A 21,963-nucleotide genomic window follows, 5' to 3' on the forward strand; every position below is an offset into this window, starting at 1 on the left:
CCCGCCACGAATCTCGCAGGAGGATCGGTGAGCAGCAGCGGACCTGGGCGTCTACCGCGACCGGGACGGGGGCCGGGCGTTCGATCGGAACGCGCCGCCGGATCGTTACCGAAATGGCCCGGACACTTTCCGCAGCCGGACGGACACACTTCGCCCGCGATTACTCCGGCGTTCTTGCGGATCACCATTGGTGAGCGCTCTCGCGGAAGTGCTCGCACAACTGCTCCGATCGGCCGAATTGCGCGTCCGGCCGCCGATAACCGCTCAACGGAAAAGCGCTCCGAACGGCGACGGCACAATTGCCCTCACGCGGGACGGCGGCGGCCGGAATGAACGGCAAACGGGTTCTGGTGGCGGGAGCGGGGCTGTCCGGCTCGCTCGCCGCGATCCACTTCGCCCAGCTCGGGCACCGCGTGGAGATCCACGAACGCAGGCCGGACCCGCGCGGGGCCGGCGCGGGCGGCGGGCGGTCGATCAACCTCGGCCTTTCCCAGCGCGGAATCCGCGCGCTGGACCAGGTCGGCCTGCTCGGCCCGGTGCTCGCCGCGGCGGCCCCGATGCGCGGCCGGGTGATCCACCAGCGCGACGGCGAGCTGGACTTCCAGCCCTACGGCTGCCACGAGGACCAGATCCTGCGCTCCGTGCTGCGCGACGACCTCAACCGGATCCTGCTCGCCAAAGCCCTGGAATACCCGAACGTCAGCGCCCGCTTCGGCGTCACGCTCACCGACCTCGACCGCGGGTCCGCGACCGCGAAACCGGTCTGCACTTTCGACGGCGAAAGTGGTCTATACCATACTTCCGCCGATCTCGTCGTCGGCGCGGACGGCGCGTTCTCGGCCGTGCGCACCCGGTTGCTGCGCGGCCTGCCCGCCGACTTCCGGCAGCGGGTCCTGCCCTGGGGCTACAAGGAGTTCGCGATCGCCGCCGGCCCGTCCGGCGAGGTGCGCAGCAGTCCGGACGCGCTGCACGTCTGGCCGGGCGACGACGGCCTGATCGTCGCGCACCCCAACATCAACGGCTCGCTCACCGCGACCGTCTTCCTCCCGCTGGCGGGCGAGCAGAGCTTCGCCGCGCTCACCACCGAAAAGTCGGTGCGCGCGCTGTTCGACACCCGGTTCCCGGACGTCCGGAAGCTGGTGCCCGACATCGTCGAGCAGTTCCTCGCGCACCCGACCGGACATCTCGTGACCGTCCGGAGTTCACCGTGGCAGCACGAAGGCCGCGTGGTGCTGATCGGCGACGCCGCGCACGCGGTGTACCCCTTCTACGGCCAGGGCATGAACTCGGCCCTGGAGGACTGCGCGGTGCTGCGCGACTGCCTCGCCAACGACGACTGGGCCGAAGCGCTCCGCACCTTCGAACAGCTGCGCAAGCCGCACACCGACGTCCTCGCGGACCTGTCCGAGCAGAACTTCGACGAACTGCGCACCCGGGTGGCCTCGCCGCTGTTCCTGGCCCGCAAGAAGGCGGACCTGGTGCTCGGCCGCGTCTTCCCGAAGCGCTGGATGCCGCTCTACACCATGGTTTCGCACACCACGATCCCGTACGCGGACGCCTTGCGCCGCGCCCGGCGCCAGCACGCCGCGCTGGCCTGGGGCGGCGGTGCCGCCGCGCTCGCCTTGGCCCTGACCGGCGGCGCGCTCGCCCGCCGGAGGACCGCCGGACCGCACTCGCCTGGAGACCGAAGCTGATGCTCACCCATCCGACCGATCCCGGCCGCGTCCTGGTGGAGCGGCACGACCTCGACCCGCTCGCCCTCCCCGAACGCCTGCTGCGGTTCGAGGTCCACCTGCGGGCGATCTTCGACTGGGGCCGCGGCTACCTGTCCGGCCCGCATCCGGACCTCGGCCGCGGCGGCAACGTCTGCCCGTTCGCGCAGCCGTCGCTGGAGCGCGGCCGGTTCTACCTCGCCGTCGAACCGGGCGTCCCGGCGGCCGGCCCGCGGCTGACCGAAACCCTGCACTGCTACCGGGACTGGTTCCTCGACCTCGCGCCGCGCGGGCATCCGAGCGCGCAGCTGACCACGATCCTGCTGCTGTTCCCGGACGCGCCGCCGGACGACCGCTCCGGCGTGGTCGACACCGTGCAGCACGCGCTGAAGTCGGAGTACGTCGCCGAGGGCCTGATGATCGGCGAGTTCCACAACGGCCCGCCGGACAAGGGCGGCCTGTGGAATCCCGCGTTCCGTCCGCTGCGCAGCCCGGTCCCGATGCTCGTGGTGCGGCACATGGTGCCGACCGACTACCCGTTCCTGCGCGCCGACCCCGACCAGGCGCGCGCGTACCTGCGGCTGTTCGGCGACCAGGTGCCGGTCCAGCTGCGCGAGCTGGTGGAGCACGACCGGCTCGCCCGCGAGCTGGACGAAACCGAGGCCGATCAGGCCGGGATCGGAGCGCCGTGAACGTCTTCCCGTGCTCTCCCGGCCAGGAGCGGCTGTGGTTCCTCGACCGGCTCGACCCCGGTTCGCCCGCCTACCACGTGCCCACCGCGCTGCGGTTGTCCGGACCGCTCGACGTCGAAGCCCTGCGTCGCGCCTTCGCGAGAATCTCGGCCCGGCACGCGGCGCTGCGGACCGTTTTCCGCGAGCGGGACGGCGTTCCGGAGCAGGTCGTCACCGAGAACGGCTTCTCCTTCGCTGTCCGCGCGGTCAGCGGCGACACAGCCGCACAAGCAGCGGCTTCGGCGGAGATCCGCACCCCGTTCGACCTGACCGCCGGGCCGCTCGCCCGGGTGCTGCTCCTGCGCCAGGCCGAGGACCGGCACGTTCTGGTCGTCACGCTGCACCACGCGATCGCCGACGGCTGGTCGGTCTCGCTGCTGCTGGACGAACTGGCCGAGGGCTACCGGGCCGAACTGTCCGGCGCCGAACCGGACCTGCCGCCGCTCCCGATGCAGTACGCGGATTTCGTGCGGTGGCAACGAGAACACCTCGACGGCCCGGAAGGCGCCGAGCTGCTGCGGGAATGGGCGGACCGGCTGCGCGGCGCGCCCGAGCTGATCACCTTGCCGACCGACCGTCCCCGGCCCGCGACCGCGGCTTATTCCGGCGGCATCCATGAGTTCCGGTTCCCGCCCGCGCTCACCGAGGCGGTCCGCAAGCTCGCAAACGCTTCCGGCGCAACGGTCTTCATGACGGTGCTGGCCGCTTACCACGCCCTGCTCGCCCGGTACAGCGGTCAGGACGACGTCGTCGTCGGCACAGTCGTCGGGCAACGTTCGCAGGTCGACACCGAGCGCCTGATCGGCTTCTTCGTCAACACCGTCCCGGTCCGGATCTCGACCGCCGACGAACCGACCTTCGCGGACCTGCTCGTCGACGTCTGCGACACGCTGGTCGACGCGCTTGGCGGGGCGGAAGTCCCGTTCGAGCGCGTCGTCGAGGCGGTCCGCCCGGAACGCAGCCTCGGACATTCGCCGATCTACCAGGTCGGCTTCAACGGCCACGGCGGCGGCGCACTCCCGCAGCTGAACGGGCTGACCGTCACCGACTTCGCCGGCCCGCACACCGCCACCGCGAAGCTGGACCTGATGCTCGGCGTCCGCGACGAAGGCGACTGCCTGCACGGATACCTCGAATACCGCACCGACCTGTTCGACGAAGACACCGTCGTCCGCTTCGCCGAGCACCTGTGCGCGTTCCTCACCTCTGTCACCGCGGATTCCACGCAGCGAATCAACGCAGTCTCCCTGCTGGACGACGCGCGACTCCTGGAAGCGCCCGGCACCGTTCTCCCCACCGCCGCCACCGCGCTGGAGCTGATCGCGCCGCACGTAAGGGATCGCGGTTCGGCCACCGCGATCGCCGGTTCGCTCACCTACCGCGAACTGGACACCCGGGCGAACCGGCTCGCCCACGCCCTGCGCCGCCACGGCGTCGGCCCGGACGTCCCGGTCGGGCTCTGCGTCCGCCGCTCGGCCGAGATGGTGGTGGCGCTGCTGGCGGTCTGGAAAGCCGGCGGCGCGTACGTCCCGCTCGACCCGGAATGGCCGCTGGAACGGCACTCCTACGTCATCGAGGAGGCCGGCGTCCGGATCGCCGTCGCCGACCGCGAAAACGCCGGCCGGCTGCCCCGGTTCGAAACGGTGCTGGACGTCGACCTGGACTACGCCGAGCCGGACACCGCGCCGGCCGTTACGCACGATCCGGCCGATCTGGCGTACCTCATCTACACCTCCGGCTCGACCGGACGGCCCAAGGGCGTCGCGGTGCCGCATCGAGGCGTGGTCAACCTGCTCACCGGGTTCGCGGACCGGCTCGGCGTGACCGAGACCGACGTCTGGGCGTCGGTCACCACGCTGGCGTTCGACATGTCGGTGCGGGAACTGCTGATCCCGCTGATCCGCGGCGGCTCGGTCGCGGTGATCAGCACCGAGGACTCCGCCGAGCCGGTCGCGCTGTCGCGGCGGCTCGCGGACTGCGGCGCGACGATCCTGCAGGCCACGCCCACGCGCTGGCGGATGCTGCTGGCGTCCGGCGGCGTGCCCGCGAACGTCCGGGAACGCCTGTGCGGCGGCGAGGCGCTCGACCGCGAACTCGTCGACGCGCTGTCCGACGGCCGGGTCTGGAACCTTTACGGCCCAACGGAAGTCACGATGATCGTCTCCGCGGGCGCGGTCGGCCCGGGCAGTCCGGTGGTGCCGCTCGGCCCGTCGCTGCCGAACACCCGGCTGCACGTCCTCGACGCCGGACTGAACCCGGTCCCGCCCGGCGTCGCCGGCGAGATCTACGTCGGCGGCGCGGGGATCAGCCGGGGTTACCGCGGCCGCCCCGGCCTGACCGCCGAACGGTTCGTGCCGGATCCGTTCGCCGCCGACGGAAGCCGCCTCTACGCCACCGGAGACCTCGCGCGGCGGCGCGCCGACGGGACCCTGGAGTTCCTCGGCCGGACCGACCACCAGGTGAAGATCCGGGGCCTGCGCATCGAACTCGGCGAGATCGAAGCCCGGCTGCGCGCCGATCCGGCGGTCTCGGACGCCGTCGTACTGGCCCGCCCGGCCGGTCCGGACGATGTGCGGCTGGTCGCCTACGTCGTCGCCGAAGACACCGAGTGGGCCCCGCTCCGGGACCGGCTGTCCGCCCAGCTGCCCGCGTACCTGGTCCCGCAGACCGCCGTCTTCCTGTCCGCGCTGCCGCTGACCAAGAACGGCAAGACCGACCGGACCGCGCTGCCGGATCCCGTCTGGGAGTCCCGCGAAACGGACCGGGTCGCCCCGCGCGACGCCGTCGAACGGGAGCTGGCCGGGCTGTGGCGGGAGGTGCTGGCCGTCGAGGGCATCGGGGTGCACGACGATTTCTTCCACCTCGGCGGGCATTCGCTGCTCGCCGCGCGGCTGCTGGCCAAGGTGCGCGAGCACTTCCAGTCCGGGATCGGGCTGCGGACGCTGTTCGCCGCGCGCACGATCGCCGCCTTCACCGCGGCGCTGCGGGCCGCCGAGGGCGAACCCGGGGTCACCGACGAGATCGCGCTCCTGCGGGAGCGGATCGCCGCGCTGCCCGACGACGAGGTTCTCGCCCTGCTCCAAGCCGATTCCCCTCCAGGAGCGCATCGATGACACAGCACGAGCGAGAGCGGCTCTTCCGGCTGCTCGCCGCGCGCGACGGGCTCGGCGCCGCACCCGGCTCGATCCCCCGCCGGACCGGCGACACCCCCGTCCCGCTGCTGCCCGCGCAACGGCAGTTGTGGTTCCTGGACCGGCTCGGCGCGCGCGACGGCGTGTACACGATCTCCCAGTCCTGGCGGCTTACCGGCGCACTCGATGTCGAGGCACTGCGCCGGGCACTCGCCACGGTCGTCGACCGGCACGAAGCGCTACGAGCGGGTTTCGCGGAATCCGACGGCGAACCGGTACCGATCCTCGCTCTGCCCGGAACCTCTCCGGAACTGTCCTATGCGGACCTTCGCCGCACGCCGGAGTCCGCGGATCCGGTCCTCGCCGCCGAACGAGCCCGCCCGTTCGACCTGACCAGGCCGCCCTTGGTGCGCGGCCTGGTCGTCGCCCTCGCCGACGACGTGCACCTGTTCGTGCTGACGCTGCACCACATCGTCGCCGACGCCGCGTCCGTCGGAATCCTGCTGCGCGAACTGTCCGCGCTCTACCCGGCCAACGCGCCGGCACTGCCCGAACCGCCGGTGCGCTACGGCGACTACGCGGTTTGGCACGCGGCAAAGCCGCTGGAAGCAGGCGCGCAGTACTGGCGCGAGCAACTCCGCGACGCCCCCGCGCTGCTGGAATTGCCGACCGACCGGCCACGCCCGCCCGCCGAATCCTTCCGCGGCAACGGCCATTCCTTCCAGCTGTCCGCAGCCGACCTCACTGCCTTCTGCCACCGCCACGGCGTCACCGCCAACACCGTGCTGCTGACCGCGTATGTGCTGCTGCTGGCTCGCCATGCTGGTCAGGACGACGTGGTGGTCGGCATGCCGATGCGCGACGAGACCGTGCCGGGGATCGAACAGTGCGTCGGGATGTTCGCCAACACCGTCGCCGTCCGGACCCGGCTGGCCGGGGACCCGACCGTCGCCGAAGTGCTCGCGCGAGTGCAGGACGCCTGCCTCGGCGCGCTGGAGCACCAGAGCTATCCGTGGGAACGGGTGGCGCAAGACCTGCGGCCGGCCCGCGACCTCAGCCACAACCCGGTGTTCCAGGTGATGTTCGTGCTCAACTCCGCCGGAGCCGGGCTCGACCTGCCCGGCGTCCGCGCGGACTGGCTCGACCTCCCGGTCGCCACCGCGCGCTTCGACCTGACCCTGGCACTGGCCACCACTCCGGACGGAATCGAAGCACAGTTCGACTACGCGACCGATCTGTTCGATGCCGCCACAGTCGCCCGGTTCGCCGACCAGTACGAACACCTGCTGCGGGCCATCATCGCCGACCCGGACGCACCGGTGTCCACAGTGGACGCACTGCCTGCCGCAGACCGCGCCCGGCTGCGCAACGGCGGTCACCCGATTCCTCCCGCGGTCACCGACGGAACCCTGGTCACCACGCTCATCACCCGCCAAGCCGCACAGACTCCCGACGCCATCGCCGTCGAAGAAGGTCTGACCTACGCCGGCCTCGTCTCCCGTGCGCGCGGAATCGCCGGGGCCTTGCACGCCTCCGGAGTGCGGCGCGGCGACGTCGTCGCCCTCGGACTGCCCGCGAGCCCGGACGCCGTCACCGGCCTGCTCGGCGTGCTCTTCGCCGGTGCCGCGTACCTGCCGCTCGACCCCGGACACCCACCCGCGCGACTCGCCGAACTGCTGTCCGACGCCGCTCCCGCCGCCCTGGTCACCAGCCGCGAACACACCTTCCCGTTCGACGGCCCGGTCCTGCACACCGACGATCTCCCCGCTACTGCCGCCCCGCCAGAGGTTGACCTCGGACCGGACGACCTGGCGTACGTCATCTACACCTCCGGCTCCACCGGCGCCGCGAAACCAGTCGCCGTCCGCCACGGCGCGCTCGCCGAACTGGCAGGTTCCTTCCGTCAGCTGCACGGATTCGGCCCCGGCGAGCGGGTGCTGATGATCCCGCCGCTGACCTTCGACGCCGCCGTCGGCGACATCTTCCCCGCACTGGTCTCCGGCGCGGCCGTCCTGCCCTGGCGCGATCCGGCGTCGCTCACCGGCCCCGGCTTCGTCCAGCTCTGCCGCGACCGCGGGATCACCATGGCCGACGCCCCTTCCGCGCTCTGGCAGAAGTGGGTTGCCGAACTGGCAACGGAAAACACTCCGTTCGACTGTCCACTGCGGACAATGATGGTCGGCGGCGAAGCTGTCCCGACGACCGCCGTGCAGACGTGGGCAGCCCTCACCGACGGCCGGGTCGAACTCCACAACCACTACGGCCCCACCGAAGCGACCGTCTGCACGACCAGTTACCGCACCCTCGACGCCACCGAACTCAACGGCCGGGTACAGCTGCCGATCGGCACCCCGCTCCCCCACGCCCGCGCCTACGTCGTCGACGCTCTGCTGCGTCCAGTACTGCCCGGCGCCCCCGGCGAACTCTGCCTAGGCGGCGAAGCCCCGGCGCGCGGTTACCGAGGCCGCCCTGGCGCGACCGCGGAGAAATTCGTGCCAGACCCGTTCTCCCCAATGCCCGGTGCGCGGATGTACCGCACCGGCGACCTCGCACGCCTTGATGCCGAAGGACGGCTGGAATTCCTCGGCCGCGTCGACCGGCAGCTGAAGGTCCGCGGCCACCGCATCGAACCGGCCGAGGTCGAGGCAGCCTGCCGACGCCACCCCGGCGTCCAGGACGTCCTGGTCACCGCCCGCGCGGACCGCTTGCTCGCCTACCTCGTCGGCGACGACGACCTCGACCCGCTGTCCGTCCGCTCCGCCCTGCGCGCCGCCCTGCCCGGATACCTGGTCCCGGACGCCTTCGCGGTTCTCCCGGAGCTGCCGCTGAACGCACACGGCAAAGTCGACCACCGCGCGCTCCCGGAGCCGACAGAGACGACGACTGGGTTTACCGAACCGGCAGGCGAACTCGAGCAACGGCTGGCCGCGATCTGGGCCGCAGTACTGGACGTAGACCGCATCGGCCGCGACGACGACTTTTTCCTGCGCGGCGGCCATTCCCTGCTCGCCGGGACGCTGATCGCGAAGGTCCGCGCGGAACTGGACGTCGAGGTCCCCGTGCGGACTCTCTTCGAAGCCAGCACCCTTGCCGCCTTCGCCGACGCCGTCCGCTCTCCCGGCTACCGCGAAGACGACCGCCTTGCCGAAGTCCTGGCCGACGCGGTGCTGCCCGCCGACCTCGACCCGCGCTGCACCCCCGCGCAAGCCGAGGCCGCGATCCAGCGCGCGATGTCGCCGCGGATCGCCCTGCTGACCGGGGCGTCCGGATTCCTGGGCCCGCACCTGCTCGCTGACCTGCTGCGGCACAGCGACGTCGTGGTGCGCTGCCTGGTCCGGGCCGCCGATGCTGCCGAGGGCGCGGCGCGGATCGAGCAAGTACTGCGCGACCATCTCCTGTGGGACGACCTCTTCCGCCCCCGGATCGTCGCCGTCCCCGGCGACCTCAGCGCCCCGCGCCTAGGCCTGTCCTCAGCTGATCTGGACGCGGTCGCCGCTGACCTGGACGTCATTTTCCACTGCGGCGGCGAAGCGAACTTCCTGCGCCCGTACGCCCAACTGCGGCCCGGCAACGTCGTCGGCACCGTCGAACTGCTCCGGCTGGCCTGCCGAAGCGACGGAACCCCAGTGCACCTGGTGTCGTCGCTAGGCGTCTACCCGCTCGACCGCGACGCCGTCATCACCGAAGACCTCCCGCCTGACGACCCCACGGGCCTGGATCGCGGCTACGAACAAAGCAAATGGGCCGCCGACCGGCTGGCGAGGGCCGCCCGCGAACGCGGCCTGCCGGTGACCGTCCACCGCCCGGCGCGGGTGACCGGCCACAGCCGGACCGGCATCGGCCCGCTCGGCGACCGGTTCGCCAACCTGCTGCGCTGCCTCGCGCTGCTGGAAACCGCGCCGGCGGAGGACTTCGACATCGAAGAGGACATGGCCCCGGTCGACCACGTGGCCGCCGCCATCGGCCACCTCTCGCGACGGCGCACCGGATACGGCTGCGATTTCCACTTCCACAACCAGCGCACCATCCGATTCGGCGAGGTCGTCGCCGGGATGCGCGCGTTCGGCTATCCCATCGAAGCGGTGCCGTTCTCGGACTGGCACGCCGCGCTGACCGCGGCTGCCGCGGACACGGCGGACCCGGCGCTGAGCGCGATCACCGCGATGATCGAACGCACGTCACCGCCCCGGCGGACGGTGTTCGACTGTTCGCACACCGAGGTCGTAGTCGCGGCGGGCGGGCTGGTCTGCCCGCCAGCGGATCGCGCGCTGCTGCAGCGGTATCTGGCGCATTACGTCCACATTGGACACCTGCCCGCCCCGGCGGCCGCCGGGAGGGAGTCCCGTTGACCGCCGTCCCGGCGAAACGGTCCGTGAGAGCCACCCTCACGGACCACCCGTCCCGCCGCACCCGCGCACCCCGCCCGGCGGCTACCCGGAAGGAGCACCGTTGACCACGATGGGAACGCGGGGATTCGTCCTCCTCTGGTCGGCGCAGCTGGTCTCGATCGTCGGCTCCGCGCTGACCGGGTTCGTGCTCGGCGTCTGGACCTACGAGCGTTCCGGCTCGGCCACCCAGTTCGCGCTGATCATGCTCTCCGGCGCGATCCCCGCCCTGCTGATCGCGCCGTTCGCGGGCGCGCTCGCCGACCGGCTGCACCGCCGCCGGATCCTCGTCGCCGCGGATTGCGTCGCGCTCGTTTCGGTCGGAGCGCTGGCGCTGCTGATCAATGCGGACCAGCTGCAGACCTGGCACGTCTACGTCGTCACCGCACTGACCGCCATGTGCGGAACCCTGCAGCAAGTCACCTTCAGCGCGATGATCCCGCTGCTGGTGCCGAAACAGCACCTCAGCCGGGCGAACGGCCTGTCGCAGGTGGTGTTCAGCGCGCAGATCGCCGCACCGGTCGTCGCCGGGACGCTGCTCGCGCTCGCCGGGCTGCGCGGCGTCGTGCTGATCGACCTCGTGACCTTCGCCGCGTCGCTGCTGGTCGTGCTGCTGGTCCCGCTCCCCCGCGCCGCCGTGCGCACCGCCGCCCCGGAGCCGGGCGGGCCGTCGATCTGGCGGCAGGTCCCGGCAGGCTGGGCGGAGCTGCGCCGCCGTCCCGGGCTGACCGGACTGCTCGGCGTCCTGGCCGGGTTCTACTTCTGCTTCGGCATCGCCGGAACGCTCGTCCGCCCGCTGGTGCTGTCCTTCGCCAGTCCCGCCGGCCTCGGCTTCCAGGTGTTCGCGGGCGGCTGCGGGCTGTTCGCCGGAAGCCTCGTGATGGGCGTCTGGGGCGGCCCGAAGAAGCGGATGCGCGGGATCGCCGCGTTCATGGCTTTCGGCGGAGTCGCGCTCGCGATCCATTCGCTGGCCCCGTCGCTGGCACTGGTCATCGCGATCGGGCCGTTTTTCCTCTTCACCCTGCCGGTGATCACCGGCACCGCCCAGACCGTGCTGCAGAGCAAGGTCGACCCGGCCAACCTCGGCAAGGTCATGGCGACCTCGCGCGCGGTGTCGCAGGCCGCGAGCCCGGTCGCGTACCTCGTCGCCGGCCCGCTCGCCGACGGCGTGTTCGAGCCGCTCATGCGCCCGGACGGCGCGCTGGCCGGTTCCGTCGGACACCTGCTCGGCACCGGCCCCGGCCGCGGCATGGCCTTGATGTTCCTGCTCGCCGGGCTGCTGCTGGTCGTCCTGGGCGCGCTGGCCGCCCGTCCCTCGCTGCGCCGTGTCGAAGACCTTCCGGACCTGCTCGAAGAACCCGAACCCGAACCCGCCGCGGTGGCGTCAAGCCGAGAGGACAAGGGAAAATGACCACCCTCGAACGGACCATCCCGGTACGCGTGCTCGCCGCCGACCCGTTCCTGCGCGCCGGACTGGAAAGCACCCTCTACGGCTGCGCCGAGTTCACCGGCGACCACGACGGGGGCGTCGCCGTGCTGGCTGTCGACGAGGTCGACGACGCGGCCGTCGACGCGATCCGGACCGCCAAGGAGCGCAACGCCACCGTGCTGCTGGTGACCGGCAAGGTCGACGCGACCCAGGCCGCGCGCGCGATCGAGGCGGGCGCTTGCGGGGTGTTGCGGCGGGAACAGGCCTGCGAGCAGACGTTGGTCTCCGCCGTGCGCGCGGCCGCGACCGGTCACGGCACCATGCCGCCGGACCTGCTGAGCGGCCTCTTCGAGGCACGGCAGAACACAACCCCCGAAGTGCCGACTCTCGACGCCCGGGAACGCGACGTCCTGCGCATGGTCGCCGACGGTCACGAGACTGCCGAGATCGCCTCCGCGCTGGCTTATTCGGCCCGGACGGTGACGACGATCGTGCACGACATCACTCACCGGTTGCGGCTGCGGAATCGCGCGCATGCGGTTGCTTTCGCGCTTCGGCAGGGGCTTATTTAAGGGTGCGCCGAGGTGTCCGCCGTCCGTTCTGGGCGGCGGGTACGGCTGTCTGAAGTGATCCTGATGGTTTTGGCGCGCGCGAGCGATACCGTCCCGGCAGGCAAGAACACACGCCGGATCCCGCCGACCGCGCCGGGCCGATGGCGCCCCGAGACCCGCCCTAGATCAAACCGTTCCGCACCGCATAAGCCGCCGCGTGCGCCCGGTTCCGCACCCCCAGCGTCGCCATCAGGTCGTACAGCGCGTTCTTCACCGTATGCTCCGACCAGCCGAGTTCAGCCGCGATCTCGCTGTTGCTGTACCCGTCGGCGACAAGCCGGAGCACCCGCAGCTCGCGCTCGCCGAGCTGCGGCCGGTACGCCGCGTCCCCGTCCACCCGGCCAGTGTAGGAGATCCACTCACCCCGGCAGCTCCGAACCGCGCGTGGCCGGAGCTGCCGCCACCGCGTGCACGACCTGCACAAACCGATCAGCCATCGTCTTCGCGGCCGCTTCGGTGAACAACGCCCGGTCGTAATGCCACGTCCCGGCCAGCCCGTCGGGATGCTCGCGAACCGTCACGAGCACGTCGAACGGATTCCCGCCCTGCCCGGCACGCCACGGCTCCGCGCGAACGCCCTCGAGCCGGACCCGGTCCGCGAGCGACCCGAGCGACTGGAACGCCACCTGCGCCACCGGATTCCGGCTCAGATCGCGCGGCGGCCGCAGCGCCGTCACGACCTGGTCGAACGGGACGTCCTGATGCCGGAACCCGCCCAGCACCGCCTCCCGCACCGCGTGGAGCACCTCCCGGTACGCCGGATCGCCGGGGACCCGCACCCGAAGCGCAAGCGTGTTCACGAACAGCCCGATCAGGTCCTCGGCCTCGACCGACGGCCGGTTGCCGGCGAGGGTCCCGACCACGAGATCGTCCCGGCCGGTGGCCCTGCGCAGCTCGAGGACGAACGCGGCCAGCAAAGCCATGAACCCGGTCGCACCCGCCTTGGTCGCGACCTCGTCGAGCGCAGCGATCACGTGCTGCGGCAACGAGAACTCGACAGCGCCTTCCGACTGCGCCTGACGAGCCGGCCGCGGAAGGCTGTCCGGAAGCTCGAGAACCCGTGGCGCGCCCGCCAAAGCCGACTTCCAGTACTCGAGCCCGGATTGATCCGGCAAAGGGCAGAACGCGATCGGCTCCGGCAGCGCAGAAGCCCGCCCGGCATAGCATTCGGCGAGGTCGCGCCAGAAGATCTCCATCGAGGTGTCGTCGGCGATGATGTGGTGGATCACCGCGAGCACCGTGAACCGGCCCGGCTCGCCGCGGATCACCGTGCACCGCAGCAACGGCCCGCAGGCCAGATCAAAGGGCCGCGAGATCTCGGCGTCGACGATCTCCTCCGCCGACCCGTCCATCACCGTCAACGCAACCTCGGATTCGGCGGAAACGTGGCGTTCCGGTTCGCCGCGACGGCTCCGGAACGTCGTGCGCAAGGCCTCGTGCCGCTGAACGACCTCAGCCAACGCTCGCCGCAACTTCTCGACGTCCAGCTCTCCGGTGCACCGATAGGCCTCGTACATCGTGTAGGTCGAGGACGGTCCCGACAACTGGTCGAGAAACCACATCCGGTGCTGTGCAGCAGAAATCTTTTGCTGTCCACTGTGGACATTTACTGCCGGAGCCGAAGCGATCAGCTCCGCCAACTCGGCGACAGTCGGCGCGGTAAACAGATCCGCGACGGACAACCGTCGGCCAGTCTCGCGCGAAACCCGCGCGCAAATCCGGGTGGCAGCCAACGAACGACCGCCGAGTTCGAGAAACGGATCACGGACGCCGACCGGACTGATCCCGAGCGCGTCCGCCCAAATCCCGGCGATCGCCTTCTCGGTCGCGTTCCGAGGTTCGACGTACGCCACCGCCAACGCGGGACGGGTATTATCGGGCGCGGGCAAGGCGTTGCGATCGATCTTGCCGCTCGGCGTAAGCGGCAATGCGGCCAGCGAAGTCCACACCGCCGGCAGCATCGGCTCCGGCAAGGTGCGAGCCAGATGCGCTCGCAACTCAGACGTCGAAGGCGCGGCCCCGTCGCGGTAAACACAGTAAGCGACGAGCCGATCTCCGTGCACCGCCGCGGCCGCCGCGCCGATCGCAGGATGCGAATGCAGCGCCGCCTCGACCTCGCCGAGTTCGATCCGATTGCCGTGAATCTTGACCTGATGGTCGAACCGGCCGAGGTACTCGAACGCGCCGTCCCCACGCCGCCGGGCGCGATCGCCGGTGCGATACAGCCGTTCGCCCGGGGTCCGCGCGAACGGATTGGGCACGAATTTCTCGGCAGTCAACGCCGGACGATTCAGATAGCCCCGCGCCAGCTGCACCCCGGCAATAGTCAATTCTTCGTCGACGAGGTAAATATCGGTGTTGGCAATCGGGTAACCGATCGTGACGGCCTCCCCCGGCAGGCACCTGGTCGCCGTGACATCCACCGATGCCTCCGTCGGCCCGTAGAGATTGTGCAGCTCGGCACCGATCACCCGATGGAACCGTTCCGCCAGCTCGTCGGACAACGCCTCGCCGCTGCACAAGACCCGCCTCAGCGCCGATGCCGGCACCGGACCGGCGAGGAATGCCCGCAGCATCGACGGTACGAAATGGACCGTCGTAATCCCTTCTGCCACAAGAGTTTCCGCGAGATAATCCGGATCGCGGTGCCCGCCCGGCCGGGCCATCACGAGAGTCGCGCCGACGGAAAGCGTCCAGAAAAACTCCCATACTGAAACGTCGAACCCGAACGGCGTCTTCTGCAGCACCCGGTCTTGCGGCGTCAGCCCGTACTCGGCCTGCATCCACCGCAGCCGATTCACGATCCCGCGATGCTCGATCACGACGCCCTTGGGCCGCCCGGTCGACCCCGAGGTATAGATCACGTACGCCGCGTTCTCCGGGCGCACCACGACGTCCACCGGCTCCGCCGACTCGTCGAGGCCCGTCACGTCGCCCGGCCCGAGCACGACTCCGGCGCCCGAATCCTCGACCATGAACCGCAGCCGGTCCTCGGGATAGTCCGGATCCAACGGCAGGTAAGCCGCCCCCGCCTTGAGAATCCCGAGCAGCGCGACCACCATCTCCAAACCGCGCTCGAGCCGCACTCCGACCACCGACTCCGGCCCGACGCCCAATGCCCGGAGCCGGTGCGCCGCCTGGTTCGTCAGGGCGTCGAGCTCCGCATAGGACACTTCCCGGTTGTCCGCGACCACCGCCACCCCGCCTGCGGTGACGCCTTCGGCTAGCAGGTCCAGCAACGTCTCGCTCATACGCCCCCGCTCATTGGCCGGATCACCGCACGCCGCCGGATCTCCACCCGAGCGGTCCGCTCCGGAGCCGCCCCGGATCCCCCACGACGGCAGCCAAGTCCCCCAACATCCCGCTCATGCGTCCTCGCTCACAGAACGCGCCACCGCGCGCGGCCGGATCGTCGCCCGGGCAGCCGGTTCCGGGCCGAGCCTCGGATACCCGGCGACCGCAGCGGCGAGCGCCTCGACCGTCGGATGGTCGAACAGCGCCCGCACCGGAACGTCGGCGTCCAAGGCGGCGCGCAGCCGTACCGAGATTCGCGTGGCAGCGACGGAATGCCCGCCGAGGTCGAAGAAATCGTCCCGCGCGCCGATCCGTTCGGCCCCGAGCACCTCCGCCCACACCCCCGCGACCAGCTCCTCCACCGGCCCGCACGGTGCGACATACGGACGTTCCCGCACCGCCGGCTCCGGCGCGGGCAACGCGGCCCGGTCGAGTTTCCCGGCCGGAGTCCGCGGCAGTTCCGGCAGCAGGACGAAACCGCTGGGCACCAGGTAGTCCGGCAAAGTTCCGGACAGTCCTTTCCGGACGTCCGCAATGGACAGTTCCGTCTCGGCAACCACGTAGGCGGTCAGCTCCAGGCCACCGTCGGGAACGGGAGTCGGCTGGACCGCCGCGTCCCGGATGCGCGGGTCGGCCCGCAGCACAGCCTCGACCTCGCCCGGTTCGACCCGGTGCCCGCGGACCTTCACCTGGTCGTCGGCCCGGCCGAGGATCTCCACCGAGCCGTCCGGGCGCCGCCGGGCCAGGTCGCCGGTGCGGTAGAGCCGCCCGCCGGGCCGGAGTCCGTGCGGATCGGGCGCGAACCTGTCCGCGGTCAGTCCCGGGCGACCAGCGTAGCCGCGGGCGAGGCCGTCGCCGCCGATCCACACCTCGCCGACGACCCCGAGCGGGACTGGCTCCAGATCGTCGCCGAGCAGGTAAACGTCGGTGTTGGCGACCGGTTCCCAGCCGACGACGGCATCCCCGTCGAGTTCGGCGACGGTCGACCAGATCGTCGTCTCGGTCGGGCCGTAGAGATCCCACAGCCGCGCCCCGCCCGCGGTGAGCCGCCGGGCCAGGTCGCCGGGGAGTTTCTCGCCCCCGGCGAAGACGGCGAGTCCCGCGGGCGGAGTCCAGCCCGAATCGACCAGCAGCCGCAAGCCCGACGGCGTCGCCTGGACAACCGACGGCGCGGTCCGCCCGATCAACGCGGCCTGACGTTGCGGGTCGATGCACTCCTCGGCGGTCGCGACGATCACCTGACCGCCGACCAGCAGCGGCAAATACAGCTCCAGCGCGGAGATGTCGAACGAAACCGTCGTCAACGCAAGCACCGCGGCGCCTGGCGCGAGGCCCGGCCGTTCGCGCATGGACAGGAGGAAATTCGCCAGCGCGCCGTGGGAGATCTGGACGCCCTTGGGCTGACCGGTGGAGCCGGAGGTGTAGATGACGTAGGCGAGTTCGTCCCTGTCCGGCTGGGGAACCGGAACGTCCGAGGGGCGGTCCTCGATGGCTGCGGGGTTGCGGTCCAGCGGCACCGACGGGCACGCTGCGACCTGGTCGGCTTCCTGATCCAGCGGCGCTGCCCAGTGGCTCTCGGCAGTCGCGGCATTCCGGCCTGGCGGCACCACGGGACCGGACTCACTCCGCGCAGCTTCGCGGTCCAAGGGCACCCCTGGGCGTGCCCCAACCACCGCGGCATCGCGGTCCAGCGACACTCCCGAGCGACCCTCGGCAGCCGCGGCATCCCGGCCCAACGACACCCCCGACCGCACCCCAACCACCGCAGCATCTCGGCCCAGCAGCACCGCCGAACAGCCCGTCCCCTCCAGCAGCTCGGCCAACGGCTCCTCGCTCAGCACCACCTCCACACCAGAATCAGCCAGCACGTAACCGACCCGCTTGGCCGGATACCGCGGATCGATCGGCAGATACGCAGCCCCCGCCCGATGCACCGCGAGCAGCGCGACCAGCAGCCCCGGCCCGCGGTCGAGCAGGACGCCCACCAGTGCCCCGCGCCGCACCCCGTGTTCCTTCAGATACCGGGCCAGCCTAACGACCCGCACCGACAATTCCTGATAAGTGAGCGTCTCCTCGCCGCATCGCACGGCTGGCGCGTCCGGGTGCGCCGCCGCGGTGGTCGCGAACAGTTCCGGCAGCATCCGGCCAGCGGGCTCCGTCCGCGCGGGATTCCGCAGCAGTGCGACGCGATCGGCGGCCGGCAGACCGCACAGCCGCGGATGGCCAGCCGGCTCAGCGACGATTCGTTCCAGCACATGCCGGTACAACCGCGCGAGAAACTCCAGCTGCGCCAAGGAAACCCGATGGGTGAACGCCTCCAGCACGAAAGCACCAGGCACAGTCGAAACAGACAGCCCGAACTCGTTCGGCGTGCTGTCGGCAACCTCGGCCAGGTCTACCGACGCGTCCGCGAGCACGTGCATATCCGTGTGGTTGAAGAAAACATCAACGAGCGGAGCCTGTCCGCCCCAAGCGGCCTGCATCGCGGGCAGCGGGAAATGCCGATGCGGCCACATCGCGGTCTCCTCCGCGAAAACCGCGCGGGCCAGCTCCGGCCAGTCCCGCGCATCCGAAGTAGGAGTCACGAACGGCACGGTATTCAAGAACATGCCACGCACCTGGTCGCCGCCGGCGCGTTCCAGCCTGCTGTTGGTGACGACCCCGGTATGAAACGGCCGGTCGTGACCAGCGATCGTGCGCAGCACGGTGAGATGCGCGGCCAGCAGCAGGCTCTTCAGCGGGACCCCCGCCGACGAAGCGACCGCACGGAGCCGGGCCGTCAGGTCGTCGAACGGCGCCCGCACGGTGCGGTACGCCCCGTCGTCTTCGCCTGCCCAGCCGGTCGGCACGGCGAAGCGCTCAGCCGCATCCACCCGGCCCGCCCAGAACTCGCGGTCCACAGTGGACTCCAGCGACTCCCGCTCCCGGGCGACCGTGTCCGCGAACCGGACTGGCGGCGGCAGCAGCGGTTCGGACGGCCCGGCAGCACCGGCCCGGTACTCCGAGATCAGCTCGGCGACGAGCGAGTTCTGGCTCCAGCCGTCCAGAATCGCGTGCACGTAGCCGAACGACAGCCGCCACTCGCGATCGGCGAGCCAGTGGACGTGCAGGCGCAGCAGCGAAGGACGGAGCAGGTCGAAGCCCCGAGCCCGGTCCTCCGCCGGGTACTGCCGCACCTGCGCGGCCTGCTCGTCAACGGACAACGCACGCAGGTCGTCGCAGGTCACCTCCAGCACGGCGGTCTCGTGCACCCGCTGCAGCGGCGGAACGGCGGCGAAGTCGATGGAAGTGCGCAGGATCTCGTGCCGCGCGACCAGCCGGTCCGCCGCCTGTTGCAAGGCGTCCAGCCGGAACTCCTCGTGCACCGGATAGCCGAGGTGGTTCAGGTAGAGCCCGCGGTCGGCGCCGGCGAGCATCTCGTGCACCATGCCCGCTTGCGAGAGCGACAACGGATAAGCGTCGGTCACGTCGTCTGGCAAAGCTTGCCGTTGAGCAGCATCAAGTTGCGCGAACGGCGATACCGCCTCGACCGCCTCCGTCAGACCGCCGAGACCCGCGGCGAAGTCGGCCACTCGCTGCCGGCGGAAGAGGTCCGCGACGCTCGCCTCGATCCCCTCCGCGTTCAGCAGTCCGACGGCACGGATGGCGCGCAGAGAATCCCCGCCCAGCGCGAAAAAGCTGTCCTCCGCCCCGACTCGCTCGACGCCGGTCGCAGCCGCGAACGCGCGGGCCACTGCCGCCTCGACCGGGGTGCGCGGCGCGACGTAGCGCGCGGTCTGTCCGCCCTCGGGCGTGGGCAAAGCATTGCGATCGATCTTTCCGCTGGAGGTCAGCGGCAGCGCCTCCATCGCGAGCCACACCGACGGCAGCATCGCCTCCGGCAGCGTGCGAGCCAGATGGGCGCGCAACTCGGCAGGATCCGGGGTACGGCCGGATTCGGGCACGAAGTAGCCGATAAGCCGGTCGTCATGCACAGAAGCCGCGGCCGCGCGCACGCCGGGGTGGGTCAGCAGGGTCGCCTCGACCTCGCCGAGTTCGATCCGGTTGCCGTGGATCTTGACCTGGTGGTCGAGCCGCCCCCGGTACTCGATCCGGCCGTCGGGCAGCCGCCGGGCGAGGTCGCCGGTGCGGTACAGCCGTTCGCCGGGCTGCCGCGCGAACGGGTCCGGGACGAACTTCCCGGCGGTCAGCGACGGCCGGTTCAGGTATCCGCGTGCCAGCTGCACCCCGGCGATGACCAGCTCGCCGGGCACGCCCACCGGCGCCTCGCGCAACTCGGCGTCCACCACGAACACCCGGGTATTCGCGATCGCGCGGCCGATCGTCACGGTCTCGCCGGGCAGGCACCGGGTCGCCGTGACGTCCACGGACGCCTCCGTCGGCCCGTAAAGATTGTGCAGCTCGGAGCCGATCAGCCGGTGGAACCGTTCCGCTAATTCGTCCGGCAGTGCCTCGCCGCTGCACAGCACTCGGCGCAGCGACGTCACCGGCCCGGACAGGAACGCCCGCAGCATCGACGGCACGAAATGCGCCGTGGTGATTCCTCCGGCCATGACCTCGGCGAGATAGGCCGGATCGCGGTGTCCCCCGGGCCGCGCCATGACGAGCGTCGCGCCGGCGGAGAGCGTCCAGAAGAATTCCCATACCGAAACATCGAAGCCGAACGGCGTCTTCTGCAGCACCCGGTCCTCAGGCGTGAGACCGTATTCGTCCTGCATCCACCGCAGCCGGTTCACGATCCCGCGATGCTCGACCACCACGCCCTTGGGCTTGCCGGTCGACCCCGACGTGTAAATCACGTACGCCGCATTCTCCGGCCGCACTACGACTTTCACCGGCTGTCGCGGCTTATCGAGAGCAGTGAGGTCGCCCGGTTCGATCACCACCTCAGCACCGGAATCCTCGATCATGAACCGCAGCCGGTCCTCGGGATAGTCCGGATCCAACGGCAAATACGCCGCCCCGGCCTTGAGAATCCCGACCAGCGCGACCACCATCTCCAAACCGCGCTCCAGCCGGACCCCGACCACCGACTCCGAGCCCACCCCCCGAGCTCGGAGCCAATGCGCCGCCTGATTCGAGAGCTCGTCCAGTTCCGCATAGGACACTTCGCGACCGTCCGCAACGACCGCGGTTCCACCGGAAGCCACACCTTCGGCGATGAGCGACAGCAATGTCCCGGCCGCGAAGGGAACGTCGGTCTCGTTCCACCGCGCCAGCTCGGCGCTTTCGGCAGCGCTCAGCCAAGGCAGATCCGACAATCGCGCATCAGGATTCGCGACAATCCCGTGCAGCAACTCAAGGAAATGCCCGCCGATCCGCGCGACAGTGGCCCGGTCGAACAGCGCGACCGGATACTCCAGGACGCCGTCCAGACTGCCGTCCGGCCGCTCGGTCAGCTCCAGCGTCAGGTCGAACTTCGCGCTGTGCCAAGGAGAATGGATCTGCTCGCCGCGCACTCCGCCTGCTTCGAACCCGGCGTCAGCGGTGTTCTGCAGCACAAGCATGGCCTGGAAAAGCGGATTGCGCGACAGATCGCGCTCCGGCGCCAGCTCGTCGGCCAGCCGCTCGAACGGCGCGTCCTGGTTGGAGTAAGCGTCAAGGGTGTTCTGCCGGACGCCGTCGAGGAAATCCCTGAACGACAACGAACCGTCCACATCGGACCGAAGCACGAGAGTGTTCAGGAAGAGCCCGATCAACTCCTGTGCTTCAGCACGCGTGCGCCCGGCCACCGGGGTGCCGACCGCGATATCCGCCTGTCCCGAATACCTGCTCAGCAGAATCTGATACGCAGCCAGCAGAACCATGAAAGTGGTCGCCCGGTGCGCCCGGCCGAGCGCGGCGACAGCAGTCCCGATTCCAGCGTCCACAGTGAACCGAAGGATGTCCCCGCGCGGATCATGCACCGGCGGGCGCGGTCGGTCGGTCGGCAGGGTCAGCGGCGCGACCCCGTCGAGGCGGTGACGCCAGAACTCGACCTGCTCCGCCACCCGCTCGCCAGCTGCGTGCTTCCGTTGCCAGGAAGCAAAATCGGCATACTGGACCGGCAGCTCCGACAAGGTCTCCCCGCCGTACAGCGCCTTGAGTTCCCGTGCGACGACCGACGTCGACCACCCGTCGTACGCGATGTGGTGCACCACGAGCAGCAAGACGTGCTCGTCCTCGGACTGCCGCAACACCCGCACCCGCAACGGCCGATCCCGCGCCAGGTCGAACGGAACCGCCGCCGCTTCCCGGATGACCTCCTCGACGTCCTCCGCCGCGACGTCCTGGACAGCCAGATCAACCCCGGGCTCGCCGACGAGCTGTTCCGGCACGCCGTCGCGTTCGACGTAGGTGGTGCGGAGGATTTCGTGGCGCTCCACGATCGTCAGCCAGCACGCCCGCAGCCGCGGCACGTCGAGCGGGCCGCGCAGCCGCCACGCCGCGGTCACCACGTACTCGGTGCCGCCGGGCCGGAGCCGGTCCAGCACCCAGACCCGTTGCTGCGCCGGAGAAAGCGGCAACCGGCCGCTGCGATCGGCCCGCATCGCCGCCGCCGGACGGGCCGGGGCAGGGGTCGGGGCCGCGGCCAGGTAGCGCTCCAGCAGCTCGTCGCGCCGGGACTGTTCGGTGGTCATCGCTCCCCCTGCGGGTCGATCGGCGGGGCTGGTCGGCGGACGTCCGTGAA

The 21,963-nt window shown here is 70.7% G+C and carries 9 protein-coding genes; 6 read left to right on the forward strand and 3 right to left on the reverse strand.

Features of this window, described 5'->3' with window-relative positions:
- The first annotated feature begins 329 nt into the window (after positions 1-329).
- The 6 genes from ACZ7OI_RS10030 (at position 330) to ACZ7OI_RS10055 (ending at position 11,960) form a co-directional block, all read left to right on the forward strand.
- Entirely contained in the window at positions 330-1,694 is a 1,365-nt protein-coding gene (locus ACZ7OI_RS10030) for an FAD-dependent oxidoreductase (RefSeq protein WP_470263812.1), read from the forward strand.
- Positions 1,694-2,404, forward strand: a complete 711-nt coding sequence (locus ACZ7OI_RS10035) for a DUF6875 domain-containing protein (protein ID WP_470263813.1) — start codon at positions 1,694-1,696, stop codon at positions 2,402-2,404. The genes ACZ7OI_RS10030 and ACZ7OI_RS10035 overlap by 1 nt, the downstream gene beginning before the upstream one ends.
- The gene (locus tag ACZ7OI_RS10040; protein ID WP_470263814.1) at positions 2,401-5,556 is read left to right on the forward strand and encodes an amino acid adenylation domain-containing protein; all 3,156 of its coding nucleotides are present in this window, start codon (positions 2,401-2,403) and stop codon (positions 5,554-5,556) included. Before ACZ7OI_RS10035 ends, ACZ7OI_RS10040 begins: the two co-directional genes overlap by 4 nt.
- Positions 5,553-9,923 carry a non-ribosomal peptide synthetase gene (locus ACZ7OI_RS10045; protein WP_470263815.1) on the forward strand — a complete coding sequence of 1,457 codons (4,371 nt, stop codon included), beginning with the start codon at positions 5,553-5,555 and terminating at the stop codon, positions 9,921-9,923. Before ACZ7OI_RS10040 ends, ACZ7OI_RS10045 begins: the two co-directional genes overlap by 4 nt.
- 109 nt (positions 9,924-10,032) lie before the next feature.
- A complete protein-coding gene (locus tag ACZ7OI_RS10050; protein WP_470264309.1) occupies positions 10,033-11,370 on the forward strand; it encodes an MFS transporter in 1,338 nt (445 codons plus the stop codon).
- Positions 11,367-11,960, forward strand: a complete 594-nt coding sequence (locus ACZ7OI_RS10055) for a response regulator transcription factor (protein WP_470263816.1) — start codon at positions 11,367-11,369, stop codon at positions 11,958-11,960. Before ACZ7OI_RS10050 ends, ACZ7OI_RS10055 begins: the two co-directional genes overlap by 4 nt.
- A gap of 160 nt (positions 11,961-12,120) precedes the next feature.
- Here the strand turns inward: ACZ7OI_RS10055 and ACZ7OI_RS10060 are convergent, their stop codons facing one another.
- From ACZ7OI_RS10060 to ACZ7OI_RS10070, 3 genes are all read right to left on the reverse strand, one after another.
- A complete protein-coding gene (locus ACZ7OI_RS10060; RefSeq protein WP_344272644.1) occupies positions 12,121-12,336 on the reverse strand; it encodes a response regulator transcription factor in 216 nt (71 codons plus the stop codon).
- Between the two features lie 22 nt (positions 12,337-12,358).
- The gene (locus ACZ7OI_RS10065; RefSeq protein WP_470263817.1) at positions 12,359-15,250 is read right to left on the reverse strand and encodes an amino acid adenylation domain-containing protein; all 2,892 of its coding nucleotides are present in this window, start codon (positions 15,248-15,250) and stop codon (positions 12,359-12,361) included.
- Positions 15,251-15,364: 114 nt separating this feature from the next.
- On the reverse strand, positions 15,365-21,913 hold the full coding sequence (locus ACZ7OI_RS10070) for an amino acid adenylation domain-containing protein (RefSeq protein WP_470263818.1): 6,549 nt from the start codon (positions 21,911-21,913) through the stop codon (positions 15,365-15,367).
- Between the last annotated feature and the right edge of the window lie 50 nt (positions 21,914-21,963).

This window comes from Amycolatopsis sp. NPDC114503 (assembly GCF_055633655.1).

Coding starts and splice junctions, on each gene's coding strand:
- ACZ7OI_RS10030 (WP_470263812.1), top strand. CDS start 330: ATGAACGGCAAACGGGTTCTGGTGGCGGGAGCGGGGCTGTCCGGCTCG.
- ACZ7OI_RS10035 (WP_470263813.1), top strand. CDS start 1,694: ATGCTCACCCATCCGACCGATCCCGGCCGCGTCCTGGTGGAGCGGCAC.
- ACZ7OI_RS10045 (WP_470263815.1), top strand. CDS start 5,553: ATGACACAGCACGAGCGAGAGCGGCTCTTCCGGCTGCTCGCCGCGCGC.
- ACZ7OI_RS10050 (WP_470264309.1), top strand. CDS start 10,033: ATGGGAACGCGGGGATTCGTCCTCCTCTGGTCGGCGCAGCTGGTCTCG.
- ACZ7OI_RS10055 (WP_470263816.1), top strand. CDS start 11,367: ATGACCACCCTCGAACGGACCATCCCGGTACGCGTGCTCGCCGCCGAC.
- ACZ7OI_RS10065 (WP_470263817.1), bottom strand. CDS start 15,250: ATGAGCGAGACGTTGCTGGACCTGCTAGCCGAAGGCGTCACCGCAGGC.
- ACZ7OI_RS10070 (WP_470263818.1), bottom strand. CDS start 21,913: ATGACCACCGAACAGTCCCGGCGCGACGAGCTGCTGGAGCGCTACCTG.